This window comes from Kitasatospora sp. NPDC001547, assembly GCF_042894165.1.
Lineage (GTDB): Bacteria > Actinomycetota > Actinomycetes > Streptomycetales > Streptomycetaceae > Kitasatospora.
The window spans coordinates 89,788-111,928 of sequence record NZ_JBIAVL010000018.1 but is presented as its reverse complement, the minus strand read 5'-3'; the positions used below and the strand labels follow the sequence as shown (position 1 = coordinate 111,928).

General features: G+C 75.3%; 11 protein-coding genes. 7 read left to right on the top strand and 4 right to left on the bottom strand.

The genetic code is table 11. The annotated features are described in order from the left end of the window. Positions 1-17 precede the first annotated feature (17 nt). Complete coding sequence (locus ACFY0X_RS28155) at positions 18-1,319, bottom strand: YhgE/Pip domain-containing protein (RefSeq protein ID WP_387758656.1); 1,302 nt, start codon at positions 1,317-1,319, stop codon at positions 18-20. Positions 1,320-1,737: 418 nt separating this feature from the next. Between ACFY0X_RS28155 and ACFY0X_RS28150 the strand changes: the two genes are divergently transcribed. From ACFY0X_RS28150 to ACFY0X_RS28140, 3 genes are all read left to right on the top strand, one after another. Continuing rightward, entirely contained in the window at positions 1,738-2,547 is an 810-nt protein-coding gene (locus tag ACFY0X_RS28150) for a DUF4232 domain-containing protein (RefSeq protein WP_387758654.1), read from the top strand. 109 nt (positions 2,548-2,656) lie between these two features. Next, positions 2,657-4,021, top strand: a complete 1,365-nt coding sequence (locus ACFY0X_RS28145) for a helix-turn-helix domain-containing protein (RefSeq protein WP_387758652.1) — start codon at positions 2,657-2,659, stop codon at positions 4,019-4,021. A 53-nt stretch (positions 4,022-4,074) separates the two neighbouring features. Next, positions 4,075-4,782 carry a TetR/AcrR family transcriptional regulator gene (locus tag ACFY0X_RS28140; protein WP_387758651.1) on the top strand — a complete coding sequence of 236 codons (708 nt, stop codon included), beginning with the start codon at positions 4,075-4,077 and terminating at the stop codon, positions 4,780-4,782. A gap of 162 nt (positions 4,783-4,944) precedes the next feature. On the opposite strand, the gene ACFY0X_RS28135 is transcribed toward ACFY0X_RS28140, so the two are convergent. The 3 genes from ACFY0X_RS28135 to ACFY0X_RS28125 form a co-directional block, all read right to left on the bottom strand. Beyond that, a complete protein-coding gene (locus ACFY0X_RS28135; protein WP_387758649.1) occupies positions 4,945-6,582 on the bottom strand; it encodes an amidohydrolase in 1,638 nt (545 codons plus the stop codon). Between the two features lie 52 nt (positions 6,583-6,634). Beyond that, the gene (locus ACFY0X_RS28130) at positions 6,635-8,062 is read right to left on the bottom strand and encodes an APC family permease (RefSeq protein ID WP_387758648.1); all 1,428 of its coding nucleotides are present in this window, start codon (positions 8,060-8,062) and stop codon (positions 6,635-6,637) included. A 432-nt stretch (positions 8,063-8,494) separates the two neighbouring features. Next, the gene (locus ACFY0X_RS28125; protein WP_387758646.1) at positions 8,495-9,478 is read right to left on the bottom strand and encodes a LuxR C-terminal-related transcriptional regulator; all 984 of its coding nucleotides are present in this window, start codon (positions 9,476-9,478) and stop codon (positions 8,495-8,497) included. A gap of 338 nt (positions 9,479-9,816) precedes the next feature. Between ACFY0X_RS28125 and ACFY0X_RS28120 the strand changes: the two genes are divergently transcribed. The 4 genes from ACFY0X_RS28120 to ACFY0X_RS28105 all read left to right on the top strand — a co-directional run bounded on the left by ACFY0X_RS28120 (position 9,817) and on the right by ACFY0X_RS28105 (position 22,001). Continuing rightward, entirely contained in the window at positions 9,817-11,121 is a 1,305-nt protein-coding gene (locus ACFY0X_RS28120; RefSeq protein ID WP_387758645.1) for an IS256 family transposase, read from the top strand. Between the two features lie 185 nt (positions 11,122-11,306). Then, positions 11,307-11,465, top strand: coding sequence for a hypothetical protein (locus ACFY0X_RS28115; RefSeq protein ID WP_387758644.1), 159 nt, complete (start codon positions 11,307-11,309; stop codon positions 11,463-11,465). Positions 11,466-11,534: 69 nt separating this feature from the next. Next, positions 11,535-11,747: an MbtH family protein gene (locus ACFY0X_RS28110; RefSeq protein ID WP_387758642.1), complete on the top strand. Its 213-nt coding sequence runs from the start codon at positions 11,535-11,537 to the stop codon at positions 11,745-11,747. Positions 11,748-12,245: 498 nt separating this feature from the next. Then, positions 12,246-22,001, top strand: a complete 9,756-nt coding sequence (locus ACFY0X_RS28105; RefSeq protein ID WP_387758641.1) for an amino acid adenylation domain-containing protein — start codon at positions 12,246-12,248, stop codon at positions 21,999-22,001. Positions 22,002-22,141 lie beyond the last annotated feature (140 nt).

Sequence of the window (22,141 nt, the reverse complement as noted above, 5' to 3'; positions counted from 1 at the left end):
CGGCTCAGTCGGACGGCTCAGTCGGACGGCTGGGGCGTCCAGCGGTGCAGGCCCTTTCGGTCGTAGTAGCGGGTCATCCCGAAGCCGAACAGCAGGGCCAGCACCGCGCCGACGCCGATCATGATCCAGCCCCGGGTCAGCCCGGCGTCGGCCCGGGCGTCGAAGAAGAGGATCGCCCGGATGCCGTCGCTGAGCTGGCGCATCGGCTCGAAGACGCTCAGGAAGCGGTAGAAGCCGGGCACCGCCTGGAGCGGGATGGTGGCGCCGGAGGAGGGCAGCGCCAGCGCGATGAAGACGAACATCGACACCAGCTGCCCGATCCCGCCGAACGCGGCGTTGATCGCCTGCACCCCGAGGCCCACGGCGAGGCTCGCGCAGTAGGAGAAGATCCAGAGCAGCGCCTGGTGCGGGGCGTCCATGTCCAGGACGCCGACCGAGCAGAGCAGCACCAGCGAGCTGGTGAGCAGCATGATCCCGGCGGTCATGACCATCTTGAGCAGCAGGGTCTGGGTGCGGTTGATCGGGACGGTCGGGCGGCGGGTGTGCCAGGGGCCGATCTCGCTGTCGCTGTAGCCGAGCGCGCCGTCGACGCCGTTGTGGATGATGTTGCCGCCGATGAAGCCGGTCAGCACGGCCAGCAGGGTGTAGTAGAAGGCGCTCAGGCCGAGCCCGCTGTGGCCGCCGATCGGGTGGCCGACCTGGGTGGTGACGGCGATCGGGTCGGCGAGCAGCAGCCGGGCGGTGGCACCGGTGTCGGGGCCCGGGGCGCCGGAGGCGGGCACGGCCGCGAGCAGCTGCTTGCCGGCCGCCAGTGAGGCCTGGTGGGCGGCGTTCTGGGCGATCTGCGCGGCGATCGAGGCGCCGAGGCTGCCCATGCCGGGGTTGGTCAGCACCGTCACGGCCGGCCGTTCGGTGGCGCCGCCGGCGGCCAGCGCGGTGACGTCGGCGCTGAAGCCCTTCGGGACGACCAGCGCGCCGTAGACCTTGCCGGAGGCGAGCTGCTCGCGCAGTCCGGCCGCGTCCACCCGGCGCCAGTCGACGGTGCTGTCGGGGGTGCCGGCCACCACCGCGGCGGCCAGCCGGGCGCCGAGCGGCTCCGGCTGGCCGGGTGGCGGCGGGCCCTGGTCCTCGTTCACCAGGGCGATCGGCAGCCGGTGCAGATGGCCGCTCGGGTTGATGATGCCGCCCATGTAGAGCAGCGAGAGGACGACGGCCAGCAGGCCGCACAGGATGCTCGGGAAGAGCCACAGCTTCGGGTGCCGGGCGAGCGTCAGCGCCCGCGCCTGCCGGGGAGACCCCTGGGAGTCTGCGGTCGCCATGCCACCCCTCGGGTTCGGGCACAACCTGGTGCCGCTGCGGGTACGGCGGGAAGTCCTTCCGTGGCGGACGGACGGCCAAACCACCGTCACCCGGGTGGCGGCGTCCGGGCCGTCGCAGAGGTCCGGCGGCGGACGGCGGGACGGTTCGGCCGGCCGGCCCGGCCGGACGACAGGGCGGCGGGAGCGCGGCGGCAGGGGCGGCGGGAGCGGCGGGGAAGCCGCCGGAACGTTCCCGAGGACCGTTCCAGGGAGGTATGAAACCGCAGGTCAGAGGGGGTGAAACCGTTCCAGCGTCCCGACTCGGCCGGGAAGCCTGGCGGACCGGGGGACGGCCGAGCAGAGTTCTGCCCAGCGGTCGGCGCCGATGGCCCGCCGCCCGGTCCACTCCTTCATCCGCATCCGTTACGGGGGAACCTCCATGTCCGCTCGCCGTGCCGTGTCCGCTCGCCGTGCCCTGTTCGTCCCGGCCGCCCTCGCCCTCGGCGTCGCCCTCACCCTGACCGCCTGCCAGTCCGGCGGCGACGGCGGCGAGGCGAAGCCCGCCCAGTCCGCCGCGTCCGGCGCCCCGGCCGGCACCGCGCCCGACGGCACGGCCGGTGCCGGTGCCGCCACCGGTGCCGCACCCGCCGCCCAGCCGGCCGCCGGCGCTCCCGCCCCGGCCGCCGGGGCCCCCTCCGCCGCGGCGCCCGTCGCCGGCACCTCCGCCCGCCCCAAGAACCCCGCCGCCTCCGCTCCGGGCAGCGGGGGCGGGGCCGGTGGCGGTGAGGCCTACGCCTACTCCCACCCCTGCGAGGCCAGGAGCCTGACCGTCAAGGTGACGGCCCGGGCCGAGGCGCCCGCCCAGCGGGTGATCGAGGTGCGCAACCAGGGCACCACCGCCTGCGGCCTGAGCTACTACCCGCTCGTCAGCCTCGGCGACTCGAAGGCCGCCGACCACGGCAAGGACGTCACGCCGCTGGTGCCGAGCGGGCTGGGCGGCGCCCCGGCCTACGCGGTGGCGCCCGGTCAGACGGCGTACGCGGTGCTGGACCTCAACCCCGGCGGCGGCGGGGCGGCCGGCGTGGACCAGCTGAACGTCCTGCCCGACGGCGAGCACATGCCCACCGCCGAGACCCGGAACTTCCCGCTGGGCGTCGGTGCGAAGGCGGGCAGGCCGAAGCTCGGCCTGTACGGCGCCACCGTCGCCGAGGCGGCCGCCTCCGCCGCCACCGCCGACCGGCAGGCCTGACCTGCCCCGCTGTGCTCCCCCTGCGCCGGGCCCGCGCCCCGGGTACGGGTACCGTGATCTGCGGATCAACGGCATCCCGGGCCGGGCCGGGGTGGGGGAAGGGCGGCACATGAGTGTGGAGACCGAGGAGTTCGCGGCGATGCTGCGCGAGCTCAAGGAGCGTTCGGGCCGCAGCTACGGCGCCCTGGCCACCCGGCTGCACGTCAGCACCTCCACCCTGCACCGCTACTGCAACGGCGCCGCGGTGCCGACCGAGTACGCGCCGGTGGAGCGGCTGGCCCGGGTCTGCGGGGCGGGCGACGACGAACTGGTCGAGCTGCACCGCCGGTGGATCCTGGCCGACGCGGCCCGCCGCCGGGAGTCCTCCCCGGCGAGCGCTCCGGCCGCCGCCGCGGCGCGGCCCGCACCGACCGCCGAGCCCGCCCCCGTACCGCAGCCGGCCTCGGCCGCGGCTCCGGCCCCGGCAGCCCCGACCCCAGCGGCCCCGCCCGAGCCGGGCGCCGCCGCCGCACCGGAGGAGGAGGTGACGACCGTGCAGCCCGTGACCCCGACCGCCGAACCGCGCCTCCGCGCCCGCAGGCGGGTGCTGCTGAGCGCCACCGCCGTGGCCGCGCTGGCCACCGTGGTCTCGGTCCTCGTCCTGCGCAACACCGGTGGCACCTCGGACCGCTCGGCGACGGGTGCGTCCGGGCCGGCCGTCGCCGCCACGGCCGCGCCCACCGGCACCCCGGCCGCGACCGTCCCCACGCCGACCGACCCGGCCCCGACCGCCACGGCCACCCCGGCCGCGACGGGGTCCGCCACGGCCGCCCCGCCCGCGGCCGCCTCGACGCCCCCCGAGGGACATGCGCCCGCCCCCTTCCGCGTCACCGTCCTCACCGACAACTGGGGCAGCCCCTGCGGCCAGTGGTTCCTGTCCTCCCGCACCCCCGCCCAGGTGGGCCCGCCCCCGGACAGCACCGCCGGGATCGAGCGCTGGGCGGCCGCCCAGCACGCCGTCCCGGCCGGCCACCTGCGCCTCCAGCTGACCGCCCAGGGTTCGAGCACCACGCCCGTCGTGCTGCTCGGGGCGAACGTGCGAGTGGTCAGCACCCAGCCCGCCCCCAAGTGGAACGCCTACACCCCGGGGGCCGGCTGCGGCGGCGAGCTCACCCCGGCCTCCTTCTCGGTGGACCTCGACGCGGCGCAGCCCCGCGCCCTCCCCGCTCCGGGCCGGGAGGGCACCCGGAAGACCCCGCCGACCGACTTCCCGTACCGGGTCTCGAACAGCGACCCGCAGGTGATCGAGGTGGACGCCACCACCCGCGCCTCGGACGTCAGCTGGTACCTCGACCTGGTGTGGAGCAGCGGCGGGCAGCAGGACACCCTGACGGTGGACGACCACGGCCGTCCGTTCCGCACGGCGGGCCTGCAGGGCGCGCCCGGCTACTTCCACGACGGCAGGGCCTGGGCCCCGACCCCGACCGACGGCTGAGCCCGTCGCCGCCGCCCTGGCCCATGTCAACGGTGTTGGCATAACCTCGCCGCATGACCGACCGCGTAGTCCCCGAACCGCAACGGCGTCGGCGCCGCCCCACCCGGCAGGGCGTGGTGCTGTCCACCGAGATGATCGTCGACACCGCGATCCGGCTGATCGGCGGGCACGGCGCCGAGGCCCTCACGGTGCGTCGGCTCGGCGCCGCGCTCGGCGCCGACCCGAGCGCGGTCTACCGCTACTTCCACAGCACCGACGACCTGCTGCTGGCCGTCGCGGACGAGCTGATCGGCCGTGCCCAGCAGGGCTGGCGGCCCACCGGCGACTGGCGCGCCGACCTGCGCGCCATCGGCCTGCGCATCCACGCCAGCTACCAGGCCCATCCGCAGGCGGCCATCCTCGCCGCCCACCGCACCACCGGCCGCACCCACGAGATCGCCGCCGTCGAGGCGATCCTCGGCGTGCTGCGCACGGCGGGCTTCCCGGACCCGGAGGCCGTCCGGATCTACCACGCCTTCGTCGACCAGAGCCTCGGCTTCGCCGCCCTGGACGCCGCCATGCTCGCCCTCCCGGCCGCCGCCCAGAACGCCGACCTCCAGGTCTGGCAGGCCTCCTACGCCCGGCTCGACGCCGCCGACCACCCCCACATCGCGGCCACCGCCCACCTGCTCACCGCCGACATGCGCCGCAGCGGGTACCCGTACGCCCTGGACCTGCTGCTGGAGGCCGCCGAGGCCCGGCTGCGGGCCGTCGGCGGCTGAGGAGGGCGGCGGGGCGAGGCGGCGGGGCGAGGCGCCGGGCGTCCCGCCCGGCCCACCGGCACGACATGGCACGGCCCGGCGGGCCCCGGAACGCGCGGGCCGCCGGTGGTAGGCCCCCGTGCGCCCACCACCGGCGGCCCGTCGCCGCCCGCGCCGACCGGTTCAGTCCGCCGCGTGCACCAGCTCCCCGCCGACGTAGGTGCGCAGCACCCGGGCGCTCGCGATCTCCTCCGGCGGCCCGGTGAGGATGTCCCGGTCGAGCACCACCAGGTCGGCGAGCCGCCCGGCCGCCAGCACCCCGGCGTCGTCGTGCCCGTTCACGTGGGCGCTGCCGGCCGTGTACGCGGCGATGGCCGAGGCCAGGTCGAGCCGCTGCTCGGGCAGGAAGACCCGGCCGTCGGTGGCGCCCGGCTCCATCCGGTTGACCGCCACGTGCAGCCCCTCCAGCGGGTCCGGGCTGCTGACCGGCCAGTCGCTGCCCGCCGCCAGGGTGGCGCCGGCCCGCTGGAGGGCGCCGAACGGGTACTGCCAGGCGGCCCGTTCCGGCCCGAGGAAGGGGATGGTCAGCTCGTCCATCTGCGGTTCGTGCGCGGCCCACAGCGGCTGGATGTTGGCGACGGCGCCGAGCCGGGCGAAGCGCGGGAGGTCGTCCGGGTGGACGACCTGGAGGTGGGCGAGGTGGTGCCGGGTGCCGCGCCGGCCGTTGGCGGTGCGGGCGGCCTCGACGGCGTCCAGCGCCTCGCGCACGGCCCGGTCGCCGAGCGCGTGGAAGTGCACCTGGAAGTCGAGCGCGTCGAGTTCGGTGACGTACCCGCGCAGCGCCGCCGGGTCGACGAAGCTGAGGCCGGAGTTGGCGGTGGCGCAGCCGCAGCCGTCCAGGTACGGGGTGGTCATCGCGGCGGTGAAGTTCTCCGCGATGCCGTCCTGCATGATCTTCACCGAGCCGGCCCGGAACCGCCCGTGGCTCAACTCCTCGCGGCGCCGGACGAGCTCGGGGATCTGCTCGGCGCCCCGGTCGCGGTCCCACCAGAGCGCGCCGGTCACCCGGGCGGTCAGCGCGCCGGAGCGGGCGGCGGCCAGGTAGGCGCCGGACGGGTCCGCCATGCCGTTGAACTCGCCGAGCAACGCGTCCTGCCAGCCGGTGATGCCGAGCGAGTGCAGCAGCCGCTGGGCGCGCAGCAGCCCGTCGAGGCGGTCGGCTTCGGTGGAGGGCGGCAGCAGCCGGGCGACCAGGGCGGTGGCCCCCTCCTGGAGCGTGCCGCTCGGGATGCCGTCGGCGTCCCGCTCGATCCGTCCGTCCGCCGGGTCGGGGGTGTCGGCGGTAAGGCCGGCGAGTTCCAGCGCCCGGGTGTTGGCCCAGGCGCCGTGGTGGTCCCGGTTGGTCAGGTAGACCGGCCGGTCGGGAACGACGGAGTCGAGCAGTTGCCGGGTCGGCAGGCCGCCCTCGAAGCTCTCCATCGACCAGCCGCTGCCGGTGATCCACTCCAGCTCGGGGTTGGCCTCGGCGTACGCCCGCACGCGCGCCAGGTAGTCGGCGACGCCGACCGTCCCGGTGAGGTCGCAGGACGCCAGCTCCGCGCCGCCGCCCACCGCGTGGATGTGCGCGTCCTGGAAGCCGGGCAGCAGCAGCTTGCCGGTGAGGTCGACGACCTCCGTCCCCGGCCCGATCAGCTCCCGGACCTCGTCGTGCCCGACGGCGGCGATCCGCTCGCCGACGACCGCCAGGCCGCTCGCCCGGGTGCGGGCCGCGTCGCCGGTGTGGACGGGGCCGTGGGTGAAGACCAGATCGGCCTGGGTCATGGGTGGTGCTCCGTTCTCGCGTGGTGGTGCGTGGTGTTGCGTCGTACGGGTGTCACTCGGCCGCCGCGCCCTCCCGCAGGAAGTACGGCGAGCGCCGCCGCCAGCGGGCCCAGGCCGCCGCCGGCAGCCCGCTGACGATCATCATGATCACCACGGACAGCTCGAACCAACCGTTGTCGGCGGCGAGTTCGAAGTGGTCCGTGGAGTCGTAGAAGGTCCAGGCGAGGTAGCCGCCGACGGCCAGCAGCGCCGCCGCGCCCAGCAGCGGCCCGACCACCGCGCGCAGCCCCTCCAGCAGACCGGTGCGCAGCAGGTGGCGGAACCGGACGGCGGCGGCGACGGCGGTCAGCGCGTAGTAGAGGGCGACGACGATGCCGATCGCGTTGACCGCGGCCGAGATCAGGTCGTTGACGGTCGGGATGGCGATCGAGGCCAGCGCCAGGGCGACCGCGACGCCGGTGATCAGCAGGGTGCCGACGGCGGGCGTGGCGTGCCGGGGGTGCAGCCGGGTCCAGACCGGGCCGAGCACCCGGTCGCGCCCCATCGCGTACATCCCGCGCGCGGTCGGGATCACCGAGGACTGCAGCGAGGCCACGGCGGAGAACATCAGCGCGATCAACGGCAGCGCCGCCAGCGGCTGTTCGGCGAGCCTGGCACCGAAGTAGGTCAGCCCGTGGGCACCGTTGTCGGCCAACTCGTCGATCGGCAGCACCCGTTGGAAGGCCGTGCCGGCGAGCAGGAACAGCGCCAGCATCACCACCAGGGCCAGCAGGCCGCCGCGGGAGGCGTCCCGCGGGTCGCGCACCTCCTCGCCGACGCTGAACACCGACTCGAAGCCCCAGTAGCAGAACACCGCCAGCACCATGCCCTGCGCGACCGCGTCGAAGGAGGGGATGTCGAAGGGGTTGTACCACTGGAGCGAGAACGGCTGGTCGCCGGCGAACAGCCCGTAGCCGCAGAAGCCGAGCAGCACGACGTACTCGAAGACCAGCAGCGCCTTCTGCAGCCGCGCCGCCAGGTCCAGCCCGCGCACCGCGACCACCGCGGCGCCCACCAGCACCACCAGGCCCAGCAGGGTGCACTGGACGGTCGAGTCGGCGTCCAGCCGCAGCCCGGCGACGCTGCGCACGTGGGCCTCGTCGAGCAGTTGGATGACCGAGGAGCCGGTGACGGTCGTGGTGTACGCCATGAAGACCACGGTCCCCACGGTGTTCACCCACCCGGTCAGGAAGCCCAGCCAGGGGCTGAGGGTGCGCCCGACCCACCGGTAGCTGCTGCCCGCGTCCGGCTCGACGGCGTTCAGCCGCCCGTACCCGCCGGCGATGGCGAGCACCGGCAGGAAGGCCAGCAGCATGATCGCCGGGAGGTGCAGGCCGACCACCCCGGCCATCAGGCCCAGGCCGATCCCGATGCTGCTGGTGGCGGCCGTGCTGGAGGCGGCGATCGCCGCTCCGTCCAGCAGGCCGAGCGACTTGCGCATCGCGACGTGGGAGCCTCGCGCATCGCTTCTCGGGCCGCCGCCCGTGTCCTTCACCGTCGATGCCAACGGATCACCGCCTTGGTCGTGGGGTGCGCGTGTGGGGGAACGCCCGCACCGGTCGCAGGGGGGTGACGCGGGCGGGAAGTGCAGCCATGAAACCGGCGGTGCCGCCACACGTCAATGCCGTTGTCATAAGGGCCGACCCCGCCCCGCTGAACATCGGTGCCCACCGGTACGGGCGAGGCCCGGGCCGCGGGGCCGACGGCCTCGACGGACCACTCGCGCAGGAGGTGCCCGGATGCCCCCGGCACCGACCACCTCGGGGGCGGGTTTCTCCCCCGCACCACGACGGAGCGGGCCCGGCGGTGGTTCCGCCGGGCCCGCTCCGTCGTGCCGTCGGCCCCCGGGCTCCCCGGTCCGCGGCACCGACCCTCAGAGTTCGTCGAGGGGTTCGTCGAGGACGCCCTGGCGGGCGATGATGTAGCCGAGGTGGCCGCGGCTGCGGCTGCCGAGGAGTTCGCTGGCCTTCTGGATGTGGCTGGAGACGGTGCGGGTGCTCATGCCGAGGCGGGAGGCGATGGCTTCGTCGGTGTAGCCGTTGACCATCAGCCGCAGCACGTTCTGACGGGTGCGGGCGGTCAGCAGCCGGGGCCGGTGGTGGCCCTGCTGGTAGGTGACCGGCTCGGCGCGGTCCCACATCAGCTCGAAGATCTTGAGCAGGTACTCGACCAGCGGCGGGAGCTGGATGAGGATCGCCGCGGCCTCCCGGTCGGCGCCGGCCGGGATGAAGGCGGTGGAGCGGTCGCAGATGATCACCCGGTCGAAGACCTCGTGCAGGGTGCGCACCTGGGCGCCCTTGGCGGTGACCTGCTCGATGTACGCCAGCGTCGGGCCGTGCGAGCGCACGGTGTGCTGGTAGAGGGTGCGCTGGCGCACGCCGCGGTCGGCCAGCGCGAGGTCGCGCGGGAGCGCGTCGGCCAGTCGCTCGGGGGCGCGGCCGCCGCCGGGCTGGGCGGTGAGCAGTTCCTCGGTGCAGCCGGCGACGGCCTTCTCCAGCGCGGGGTTGATCTCCTCCCCGGCCAGCAGCCGGATCGGCAACTGCGCCCGGCGCATGACGTCCCGGTAGGCGTGCTCGGCGGCGGTGAAGGAGGTGTGCAGTTCGGCGAGCCGCTCCTGCTGGGCCAGGACGGCGAGTTCGATCGGTCGCGTTAAGCCGGTGGCGGCGATGTCGGGCGGGACGGGGGCCAGCCGCTCGCCCGAGCCGGGCAGCGGACGCAGCAGACCCATCGCGAGCAGGCATTCGGGCGCCTCACCGGTCGCTTCCCCCTCCGCCAGCGCGATGCGGTAGAACTCGATGCCCCGGTCGCAGAGCTGGGGGGTTCCCGTTTCCGCGCAATTGTCCTGGGTTGGGCACATCTGGGCATCCTTCCGGCTTCGGCATTGCGATTTCACGAATGCCCGTACCGGCTACCGCCAGGCATCCGAACCGGCAAGATGGAATCGACTGCCGTTCGGAGGCCGCCCCCCGGGCTCCGACAGCCGTGAGTGTACGCCCAATGGGCGCGGAAATCATCGGCTGACGGTAGTCGGGCGTGCACGCAAGTGGGGGAGCCGACGGTGACGGTCGCGGACACGGCCTCACCCGGCGGCGGTGACCGGGGGATTGCCGGCGCATCGCACCTGGTGTCCCGTCCGGGGCGCCGGGAGCGGGTGACCGGTGCATGGAACGGCCTACAGACGGAAGGCACCCCCAGTTGCGAGCTGACTCCGACCCGGCGGCACTGCCCGCCGCCCTCGCCGGTCTGGTGGACCAGCGCCTGGTACGACAGTTGGCGGAGGCCGCCGCCGCACAGGTCGGCTCCGGCGCCGTCCGGCTGCTGGGCGACGGCGGGATCCTCCAGGCCTTCGCCAAGCAGCTGATCGAGGGCGCCCTGGAGCTCGAACTCCAGGAGCACCTGCGCGGCTCCGGCTCCGGTACGGGTTCCGGCACCGGCACCAACGGCCGCAACGGCGCCCGGGCCAGACGGCTGCTCACCGAGATCGGTCCGGTCGAGGTGCGGGTGCCCCGGGACCGCGAGGGCAGTTTCACCCCCAAGTCCGTGCTGCCCCGGGCCCGCCGGCTGCCCGGGCTCGACCGGCTGGTGATCTCGCTGACCGCGCGCGGCCTCAGCTCGGGCGAGCTGGTGGCGCACCTGGCCGAGGTGTACGGCGTGGAGCTCAGCCGGGAGACCGTCTCGGCCATCACCGACCAGGTGCTCGACGAGCTGGCCGAGCGGCGCGGGCGGCGGCTCGACCCGGTCTACCCGGTGGTCTTCGTCGACTCGGTGCGCAGCGGCCGCTCGGGCGGGCCGCTGGTGCACCTGGCGCTCGGGATCTCGGTCGAGGGCCGGCGCGAGGTGCTGGGCCTGTGGCCGGCCGCGGACGGGGAGGAGTGGCCGCAGGTGCTGGCCGGGCTCGCCGAGCGCGGGGTGCGGGAGGTCTGGGTGCTGGTGGGCGGCACCGGCGCGGTGCTGGCCGAGGCGGCGGCCGAGCAGTGGCCGCGCACGGTGGTGCACGGTTCGGTGGCCCATCTGCTGCACGCGGCGCTGCGGCACGCGCCCGGCGAGGACTGGGGCGCGCTGGCGCGGGCGCTGCGGGAGACCTGTACGGCGCCGACCGAGGCCGCCGCGCTGGAGCGGCTCGGCCAGGCCGAGCGGGAGTGGGGGCCGAGCCACCGCGAGGTGTTCCGGGTGTGGCGGTCGGCCTGGCCGCTGCTGGCGCCCGGCTTCCGCTTCGGCCCGGAGGCGCGGCGGCTGTTGACGGGCGGGGGCGCGCTGGAGCGGTTGCACGCCCGGCTGCGCCGGATCGAGCAGGCCGCGGGCCGGGTGCAGGACGAGCGGGCCGCGCTCAAGCGCGCCTACCTGGCGACGCTCGCCCTGGAGTCGCCGTCCGGGACGGGCCGGCCGTGGGTCGAGGACTGGCCCGCGGTCCGGGAGGAACTGCGCCGGGGTTCGCTGCGGCGGGCCGGAGTGCCCGCCCCCGCGCTCCGATGTCCCCGCCATCAGAGTTCCCACCACTGATCTGACAGGGCCCGGTGGGATTTGGATCATGTCTGTCTGCTTTTGACACGATCTGCCCGGGCTTCCGGTTCCCGCATTGCGTGTTCACGATCACAGTCAGAGCTTCCAAGCACGTTTGAGCCTTCGGCAGGATGCGTTTCAGAGCGAAGAGGGCAGACCGCCCTCCTCAGGAAGAGGAATTCGCGATGCCAAGCCTTGCCGTACGCGTCCACAAGATGCTCGGGATACTCGCTGTTCTGCTGGCCGCCGTGGTGGGCCTCCAACTCCACGCCGGGCAGTCCCTGTCCACGGTCTCCGTCACCGCCCACCACGGTCCCAGCGACGACTCCGGCTGGGGTGCGTGAGCCGCGGCTCCGTCCGACCAGCCCGCTCCTCCCCTTCTCGCAACGCTCCGATCCAGAGAGGAACCGACGATGGCTAACCCGTTCGAGGACGCCGAGGCCAGCTACCTCGTCCTGGTGAACGACGAGGGCCAGCACTCGCTGTGGCCGGCCTTCAGCCCGGTGCCCGCCGGCTGGCAGCAGGTGTTCGGCGCCGCCGGACGGCAGGACTGCCTGGACTACGTCGAGCAGAACTGGCAGGACCTGCGCCCGAAGAGCCTGATCGCCCACCTGTCTGAGCACTGACCCCGGTCACCGCGCACCGACCGACGGACCGCTGAACTCCACGCGGTCCCCGTACGGGCTCCACGCCGAGCGGCCGCTCACCCGGCCACCCCGCCTCGGCGCCTGGCCCGGCCCGCCGCTCCCCCGGCGCAGCACCACGCCGGAGCCGCCCCCCACCGGCCGCTCCCCCGGTCGTCGGCCCACCGATCCGCCGGAACCCGCCGACACCGCGTCACCACACCCCCGCGACACCCCGCCGCCGCGCGGCCGCACCGTCCCGCCGTCGGCACGTTCCCGTGTCCGACGTCTACGCGCGTGCATCGAACGGCACCGGCGCGTACCCACGCTCCGCACCGCCGCACCGCACCGGTGCGCCGCGCGGCCGTCACACGAAGCACACCGCAGCACCGCACAACGACCGCAACATCGCTCCGCCGACCGTCGGGCCGACCGCCCCGGGGTCACCCAGCTCGCCGCTCCCGTCACCGCGGGGGCCAGCCGCACGAGGGAGAGAGTCACATGTCCGGGGTCCAGCAGACGCACAGATCCGAGCAGCGGCCGGAAGCGGCCGAGGTGCTGTGCCGACTGTTCGCGGAGGTGCTCGGCCGGGAGTCGGTCGACCCCGCGGCGGGCTTCTTCGACCTGGGCGGCGACCAGCCCGCCGCCGAGCGGCTGCTGGCCCGGGTGCACGCCGAGTTCGGCGTCCGCCTGGCGCCGGCCGTCCTGTCGGACGCCGCCACCCCCGCCGCGCTGGCCGCCCGGCTGGCCGGCACCGACACCCGTCCCACCCTCACCGAGCTGGTCGACGCCCAGGTCGCCCGCACCCCGGACGCCCCCGCGCTGTACGCCGAGGGCACCACCCTCACCTACGCCGAACTCGACGCCCGCGCCAACCGGCTGGCCCGGGTGCTGGCCGCCCGCGGCCTGGGCACCGAGGACGTCGTCGCGCTGGCCCTGCCGAAGTCCCCCGAGGCGATCGCCGCGATCCTCGCCGTCGCCAAGACCGGCGCCGCCTGGCTGCCCGCCGACCCGGCCTACCCGGCCGAGCGGCTGCGCCACATGCTGACCGACTCCCGCGCCGCCCTGGTGCTCACCACCGCCGCGGCCGCCGGGCAGCTGCCCGCCACCGACGCCCCCCGGCTGCTGATCGACTCCGCCGAGCACCTGGCGGACCTCGCCGCCCGGGACGCCGCGCCCTTCACCGCCGCCGAGCGGATCCGGCCGGTCAGCGCGCCGAACACCGCGTACGTCATCTACACCTCCGGCTCCACCGGCGTGCCCAAGGGCGTGGCCGTCACCCACACCGGGCTGCCCAGCATGGTCGGCACCCAGGTCGCCGCCACCGGGGTCGGCCCCGGCAGCCGGGTGCTCCAGGCCTCCTCGCTCAGCTTCGACGTCTCCGTCTCCGACCTGTCCGTGGCGCTCACCACCGGCGCCGCCCTGGTGCTGCCGAGCGACCAGAGCCAGCTGGTCGGCGAGCCGCTGGCCGCCCTGATCGACCGGTTCGGCGTCACCCACGCCGACGTCGCCACCGCGATGATCTCCACCCTGCCCGACCTGCCGATGCCCTCGCTGCGCACCCTGATCGGCGGCGGCGAGGCGGTCTCCCGCGAGCTGGCCGCCCGCTGCGGCCGCGGCCGGCTGATGCTCAACAGCTACGGGCCCACCGAGGCCACCGTCATCGTCAGCATGAGCGAGCCGCTCACCGGCGAGGAGCTGCCCCCGATCGGCCGGCCCTGCCAGGACGTGCGCATCCACGTGCTCGACGAGCTGCTGCGCCCGGTCGAGCCGGGCACCGTGGGCGAGCTGTACCTCGCCGGCCCGCACCTGGCCCGCGGCTACCTGAACCGCCCCGGCCTGACCGCCGAGCGCTTCGTGGCCGACCCGTACGGCGGGCCCGGCGAGCGGATGTACCGCACCGGCGACCTCGGCAGCTACCGCCCGGACGGCCAGCTGGACTTCCTCGGCCGGGCCGACGACCAGGTGAAGATCCGCGGCTTCCGGGTGGAGCTCGGCGAGATCGAGCAGACCCTCTCCGCCCACCCCGAGGTGCGCCAGGCCGTCGTCCTGGTCCGCGAGGACCGCCCCGGCGAGCGCCGGCTGGTCGGCTACACCGTCGGCGCCGCCGACCCGGCCGAGCTGCGGGCGTACTGCGCCGAGCGGCTGCCCGACCACATGGTGCCCACCGTCGTGGTGCTCGACCGGCTGCCGCTCACCCCCAACGGCAAGGTGGACAAGCGCGCCCTGCCCGCGCCGGTGTTCGGCGCCGGCGAGGAGGACGGCCGGGCCCCCGCCGGGGAGCTGGAGCACACCCTCGTCCGGCTGTTCGGCGAGGTCCTGGGCCTGCCCCGGGTCGGCGTCACGGACTCCTTCTTCGAGCTGGGCGGCGACTCCATCGTGGCCATCCAGCTGGTCTCCCGGGCCCGGCACGCGGGCCTCCAGCTCACCCCGCGCGAGGTGTTCCTCGCCCCGACCGTCGAGGCGCTGGCGCAGATCGCCCGTCCGCTGGAGGGACCGGTCGTCGTCGAGCCCGCCGGGGCCGGCCTCGGCGAGGTGCCGCCGACGCCGATCGTGCACTGGCTGGCGGCGCAGCACGGCGCGGTCGAGAGCTTCTACCAGTCCACCCTGCTCACCCTGCCCGCAGGCACCACCCAGGAGCACCTGACCACCGCCGTCCAGGCGCTGCTCGACCACCACGACCTGTTCCGCGCCCGCACCTCCCCGCTCGCCGAGCGCCCGTGGACGCTGCACGTGCCCGAGCCCGGCACCGTCCCCGCCGACGGCGTGCTGCGCCGCGTCGAGGGCCCGGCCACCGCGGAGGCGCTGCGCGCCGAGACCGCCGCCGCCCGCGGGCGGCTGTCCCCCGAGGACGGCCGGATGGTCCAGGCCGTGCGCTTCGACGCCGGCCCGGAGCAGCCCTCGCAGCTGCTGCTGGTGATCCACCACCTGGTGGTGGACGGCGTCACCTGGCGCATCGTCGAGGAGGACCTGCTCGGCGCGCTCGCCGCGCTCCGCGAGGACCGCGCCGTCGAGCTCGCGCCGGTGCCCACCTCCTTCCGCCGCTGGGCGCAGCGGCTCACCGCCGAGGCGCAGACCGACCGCCGGGCCGCCGAACTCCCGTTCTGGCAGGCCGCGCTGGACACCCCGGACCCGTTGCTCGGCGACCGTCCGCTGGACCCGGCGCAGGACACCTACGCCACCGAGGGCCTGCTGCGGCTGGTGCTGCCCGCCGAGACCACCCAGGCGCTGCTCACCAAGGTCACCACCGCCTACCACGCCCAGGTCAACGACGTGCTGCTGACCGCTCTCGCGCTGGCCCTCGGCCACTGGCGCGGCCGGGAGACCACCGGGCCGGACGGCGCCGTGCTGGTCACCGTGGAGGGCCACGGCCGCGAGGAGATCGTCGACGGCGTCGACCTGCACCGCACCGCCGGCTGGTTCACCTCCGTCTACCCCGTCCGGCTCGCCCCCGGGGAGCTGGACTGGTCCGAGGTCACCGCGGCCGGCCCCGAGCTCGGCCGGGCCCTCGGCCGGGTGAAGGAGCAGCTGCGCGCCGTCCCGGACAACGGCATCGGCTTCGGCCTGCTGCGCCACCTCAACCCGGCCACCGCCGCCGTCCTCGAAGCCTGCGCCGACCCGCAGATCGAGTTCAACTACCTGGGCCGCTTCGCGCCCGAGGGCGTCACCGCCGAGGACGTGCTGGACGGCACCGAGGCGATGAGCGAGGGTGCCGCGACCGGCCTCGCGCTCGGCCGGGTGCTCGGCCTGGACGCCACCACCGTGGACACCCCGCAGGGCCCGTTGCTGGTCGCCCAGTGGTCCTACGCCACCGGACTGCTCTCCGAGGAGCGGGTGCGCGCCTTCGCCGAGGCCTGGTTCGCCGCGCTGGGCGCGCTCGCCGAGCACGCCGAACGGCCGGACGCGGGCGGGCACACCCCCTCCGACTTCCCGCTGGTCACCGTCACCCAGGACGAGCTGGACGGGCTCGCCGCCCACCACGCCCCCGCCCGCCTGGCGGACGTCTGGCCCACCTCGCCGCTCCAGCAGGGCATGGCCTTCCACTCGGCGTACGACGCCGACGGCGCGGACGTCTACACCTCGGTCGTGACCTTCGACCTCACCGGCCCGGTGGACGCCGAGCGGCTGCGCGCCGCCGCCGAGGCGCTGCTGGTCCGCCAGCCGAACCTCAGGGCCGCGTTCCACCAGCGGCACGACGGTCCGCCCGTGCAGGTCGTCCCGGACGGCGTCGAACTGCCCTTCACCGTCGTCGACCTGAGCGCCCACGCCGACCCGCGGGCCGAGGCCGCCCGGATCGCCGCCGCCGAGTACGGCCGGCGCTTCGACCTCGACCGCCCGCCGCTGCTGCGCTACACCCTGCTCAGGCTCGCCCCCGAGCGCCACCAGCTGATCGCCTCCGCGCACCACATCCTGCTGGACGGCTGGTCCACCCCGCTGTTCGCCGAGGAGCTGTGGGGCCTGTACTTCGAGCAGCCGCTGGCCCCGGCGGCCCCGTACCGCGAGTACCTGCGCTGGATCTCCCGGCGCGACGGCGCGGCCGCCCGCGCCGCCTGGGCCCAGGCCCTGGCCGGTGCCGACGAGCCCACCCTGCTCGCCCCCGGCCGCTCCGCCGGCGCCCCGCAGCTGCCGCTGCGCCTGCACACCGGGCTCAGCCCGGAGACCACCGAGGCGCTGTCCCGCACCGCCCGCCGCTACGGCGTCACCCTCAACACCCTGGTCCAGGCGGCCTGGGGCGTGCTGCTGGCCCGGCTCACCGGGCGCGAGGACGTGCTGTTCGGCACCACCGTCTCCGGCCGGCCGCACGACCTGCCGGGCGTGGAGCGGATGATGGGCCTGCTCATCAACACCGTCCCGGTGCGGGTGCGCCTGGACCAGGCGGAGAGCTGGGGCCAGCTGCTGCTGCGCCTCCAGCACGAGCAGTCCGCGCTGCTGGACCACCAGCACCTCAGCCTCACCGAGATCCAGCAACTCGCCGGCATGGGCAGCCTGTTCGACACCGTCACGGTGTACGGCAACTACCCGGACCCGTCCGCCCTGGACGACGCCGACCCGAGCGGCGCCACCCGCGTCACCCTGGTCGAGGACGTCGACAGCGCCCACTACCCGCTGGTGCTCGCCCTCACCCCCGGCGACGGCCTCCAGCTGCGCCTGGACCACCAGCCGGACGCCTTCGGCCCCGAGGAGGCCCGCGCCTTCCTGGACCGCTTCCTCGCGCTGCTCGACCGGATCGTCGCCGACCCGGCCGAACTCGTCGGCACCGTCGAGGTGTTGACCGAGGCCGAGCGCGCCGAGCTGGTCACCGGGTGGAGCGGCACCAGCAGCCCGCTGCCGGAGGGCTCGCTGCCCGAGCTGTTCGAGGCCCGGGTCGCCGCCGACCCGGACGCGATCGCGCTCACCGCCGACGACGCCGAGCTCACCTACGCCCAGCTCAACGCCCGGGCCAACGGCCTGGCGCGGCGGCTGGTCGAGGCCGGGGTCGTCCGGGAGACCCCGGTCGCCCTGATGATCGACCGCTCGGCCGCTCAGATCGTGGCGATCCTGGCCGTGCTCAAGGCCGGCGGCCTGTACGTGCCGCTGGACGACGCCCAGCCGACGGACCGGCTGCGGACCGTCCTCGCCGACGCCGGCGCCGAGCTGGTGCTGGCCGACGCCGCGCACCGCGACCACCCCGCGCTGGCCGGGCTGACGGTGCTCGACCCGCACGCCGAGGAGCACCCGGAGAACCTCGGACTGCCGCAGCGGGCCGACCAGTTGGTGTACGTGATGCACACCTCCGGCTCGACCGGCGTGCCCAAGGGCATCGCCATCACCCACCGCGCCGTGGTGGACCTCGCGCTCGGCGGGCAGTTCACCGGCGGCGGCCACGAGCGGCTCCCGGTGCACGCCCCCTCCGCCTTCGACGCCTCCACCTACGAGATCTGGACCCCGCTGCTCTCCGGCGGCCAGCTGGTGATCGCCCCGGCCGGCCGGCTGGGCATCGCCGAGCTGGTGGCGGTGATCGGCCACGAGCGGACCACCTCGGCCTGGATCAGCGTCGGCCTCTTCAACGTGCTGGCCGCCGAGGCCCCGGAGACCTTCGCCGGGCTGCACGAGGTGTGGACGGGCGGCGACATCGCCTCGCCGGTCGCCATGCGGCGGGTGCTGGACACCTGCCCCGGACTGCGGCTGATCAACGTCTACGGGCCGACCGAGACGACCACCTTCGCCACGCACTTCCCGATGACCTCGGCCGCCGAGGTGCCGAACATCGTCCCGATCGGCCGGCCGCTGCCCAACAACCGGCTGTACGTGCTGGACGCCGGGCTGCGCCCGGTGCCGGTCGGCGTGGCCGGCGAGCTGTACATCGGCGGCTCCGGCCTGGCCCGCGGCTACGTCCGCCGCCCCGGCCTGACCTCCGAGCGCTTCGTGGCCTGCCCCTTCGGCGAGCCCGGCGGGCGGATGTACCGCACCGGCGACGTGGTGCGCTGGACGCCCACGGGCGAACTGGAGTTCGTCGGTCGAGCGGACGACCAGGTGAAGCTGCGCGGGTTCCGGATCGAACTCGGCGAGGTGGAGGCGGCGTTCACCGCCCACCCGGCGGTCGGCCAGGTCTGCGTGGCGGTCCGCCAGGACCAGCCGGGCGACAAGCGCCTGGTCGCGTACGTCACCGGCGAGGTGCGGTCCGAGGAACTGCGCGACTTCGTCACCGAGCGGCTGCCCGGCTACATGCTGCCGGCCGCGATCGTGGTCCTCGACGAGCTGCCGGTGAACCCCAACGGCAAGGTGGACCGCAAGGCCCTGCCCGCGCCCGACTACAACGGCGCCGACGGCGGCCGCGAGCCGCGCAACGCCGCCGAGCAGGCCCTGTGCGGGCTGTTCGCCGAGGTCCTGGGGCTCACCCGGATCAGCATCGACGACAACTTCTTCGACCGCGGCGGCCACTCGCTGCTCGCCACCAAGCTGGTCAGCCGCATCCGGGCCGGCCTCGGCGCCGAGCTGCCGATCCGCACCCTCTTCGACAACCCGACGGTGGCCCTGCTGTCCGCCGCGCTGCCCGACTCCGCGGCGGCCCGTCCGGCCCTGCGGCCGGCCGAGCGGCCGGAGCGCGTGCCGCTCTCCTCGGCGCAGCAACGCCTCTGGTTCATCGAGCAGTTCGAGGGTCCGAGCGCGCTCTACAACACCCCGGTCGCGGTCCGGCTCACCGGCGCCGTCGACGTCCCCGCCCTGGAGGAGGCGGTCCGGGACGTGGTGCGCCGGCACGAGGTGCTGCGCACCGTCTTCCCGACCGTCGACGGCCGCCCGCACCAACTGGTGACCGACGCGGACGGGTTCTCCCTGCGCCAGGTGCGGGTGGCGGACGAGGCGGAGCTGCGGACCGCGCTGGTCACGGCCGGCGAGGAGGTCTTCGACCTCGCCCACGACCTGCCGGTGCGCGCCACCCTGCTGTCGCTGCCGCACGACGAGCACGTCCTGCTGGTGCTGATGCACCACATCGCCACCGACGGCTGGTCGACCGCCCCGCTCTTCCGCGACCTCGCCGAGGCCTACCAGGCCCGCCGCACCGGCAGCGCGCCGGACCGCGCGCCGCTGCCGGTGCAGTACGCCGACTACACCCTCTGGCAGCGCGAACTGCTCGGCACCGAGGAGCAGCCCAGCGCCCTGCTGACCGACCAACTCGCCTACTGGCAGCAGGCCCTGGCCGACGCCCCGGAGGAGCTGGCGCTCCCCTACGACCGTCCGCGCCCGACCGTGCCGGGGCACCGGGGCGGCCTGGTGGAGGTCGCCGTCGACGCCGACCTGCACAGTGCTCTCGGCGAGTTGGCGGCAGCGCAGAACGCCAGCCTGTTCATGGCGCTGCAGGCCGCGGTCGCCGTCCTCTACACCCGCCTCGGCGCCGGCACCGACCTGCCGCTCGGCACCCCGGTGGCCGGCCGCACCGACGAGGCCCTGGACGACCTGGTCGGCTTCTTCGTCAACACCCTGCTGCTGCGCACCGACACCAGCGGCGACCCGACCTTCCGGGAACTGCTCGACCGGATCCGCCGCACCGACCTGGACGCCTACGACCACCAGGACATCCCCTTCGAGCGCCTGGTCGAACACCTCAACCCGACCCGCACCCCGGCCCGCCACCCGCTCTTCCAGACCCTGGTGGCCCTGGAGAGCCGGGTCACGGTGCCGGACTCCTTCGGCGGCCTGGGCTGCGCGGAGCACCCCTTCGAGCTGGACGTGGCCAAGTTCGACCTGTCCTTCCGCTTCACCGAGCAGGGCCCGCAGGCGGGTCTGACGGTGGCGGTCGAGTACGCGGTCGACCTCTTCGACCACGCCACCGCCGTCTCCGTCGCCGAGCGGCTGCTGCGGGTGCTGCGCGCCGCCGTCGCCACCCCGGACGCGCCGATCGGCGGCATCGAGGTCCTCGCCCCGGCCGAGCGCGAGCAGCTGCTCACCGGCTGGAACGACACCGCCGCGCCCTTCCCGGACGCGACCCTGCCGGAGCTGTTCGAGGCGCGGGCCGCCGCCACCCCCGACGCGCCGGCCGTGGTCGCCGAGGACGGCACCCTCAGCTACGCCGAACTGGAGTCCCGGGCCGAGCACCTGGCGGCCCACCTGGCCGGCGCCGGGGTCGGCGCCGAGACGCCGGTGGTCCTGCTGATGGACCGCTCCGCCGACCTGCTGACGGCGATCCTCGCGGTGGCCAAGGCGGGCGGCACCTATGTCCCGCTGGACGACCGCCACCCGGCCGAGCGGCTGCGCCGGATCACCGCCGAGACGGCCGCCGCGCTCGTCCTGGTCGACCCGGCGCACCGCGACCACCCGCTGGCCGCCGACGCCCCCTGCCCCGTCCTGCCGCTCACCCCGGGCTGGTTCGACGGTCCGCGCGAGCGGCGCGCCCACCGGGCCGCGCCCCACCCGGAGCAGCTCGCGTACGTGATGTTCACCTCCGGCTCCACCGGCGAGCCCAAGGGCATCGCGATCAGCCACCGGGACGTGGTGCAGCTCGCCACCGACCCGTGCTGGCGGCACGACGAGGGCCTGCGGGTGCTGTTCCACGCGCCGCACGCCTTCGACGCCTCCACCTACGAGATCTGGGTGCCGCTGCTCTCCGGCGGCCAGGTGGTCGTCGCGCCGCAGGGCGACCTGGACGCGGCCGCCATCCGGCAGCTGGTCCGGGTCCACGCGCTCACCCACGTGCACGTCACCGCCGGCCTGTTCCGGGTCATCGCGGAGGAGGACCCGGGCATCTTCGCCGGTGTGCGCGAGGTGCTGACCGGCGGCGACGTGGTCTCCGCCCCGGCCGTGCGCCGGGTGCTGGAGGCCGTCCCGGGCATCGCGGTGCGGGCGCTCTACGGGCCCACCGAGACCACCCTGTGCGCCACCCAGTACCCGATGCCCGACGCCGCGGCGGTGCCGAGCACGGTGCCGATCGGGCGCCCGCTGGCCAACACCCGGCTGTACGTGCTGGACGCCGGCCTGCAGCCGGTGCCGGCCGGGGTGGCGGGCGAGCTGTACATCGCCGGAGCCGGCCTGGCCCGCGGCTACGTCGGCCGCCCGGCGCTCAGCGCCGAGCGCTTCGTCGCCTGCCCCTTCGACGGGCCGGGCAGCCGGATGTACCGCACCGGCGACCTCGCCCGCTGGACCGCCGACGGCGTGCTGGAGTTCCTCGGCCGGGCCGACGACCAGGTGAAGATCCGCGGCTTCCGGATCGAACTCGGCGAGGTGGAGGCGGCGTTCACCGCCCACGAGGGCGTCGGCCAGGCGCTCGCGGTGGTCCGCGAGGACCAGCCGGGCGACAAGCGCCTGGTGGTGTACGCCACCGGCAAGGCCACCGACGGCGAACTGCGCGCCTTCGTCGCGGACCGCCTGGCCGGCTACATGCTCCCGGCCGCCGTGGTCGTCCTGGACAGCCTGCCGGTCACCGCCAACGGCAAGGTCGACCGCCGCGCCCTGCCCGCCCCCGAGTACGCCGGGGCGGCCGAGGGCCGCGCCCCGCGCACCGAGCGCGAGCGGGAGCTGTGCGCCCTGTTCGCCGAGGTGCTGGGCGTGCCCACGGTCAGCATCGACGACCGGTTCTTCGACCTCGGCGGCCACTCGCTGCTCGCCACCCGGCTGGTCAGCCGCATCCGCGCCACCCTCGGCGCGGAGCTGCCGATCCGCACCCTGTTCGACGCGCCCACGGTCGCCGCCCTCGCCGCCGTCCTGCCCGGGGGCGAGGAGGCGCCCGCGCCGAAGAAGGCCCGCCCGGCCCTGCGACGGATGCGCCGCCCCGGCCAGGACTGACCGCAGGCGGGACGCGGGCCGCCCACCGGTGGCGGCCCGCCCCCGCCGTACGACCGCCCTGCCGCACGACCGCCCCGCCGCACCAGACACCACCGCCCCACCAGCCCCAGCAGCCGTACGTCGCCAGTCGGAGGCAGACC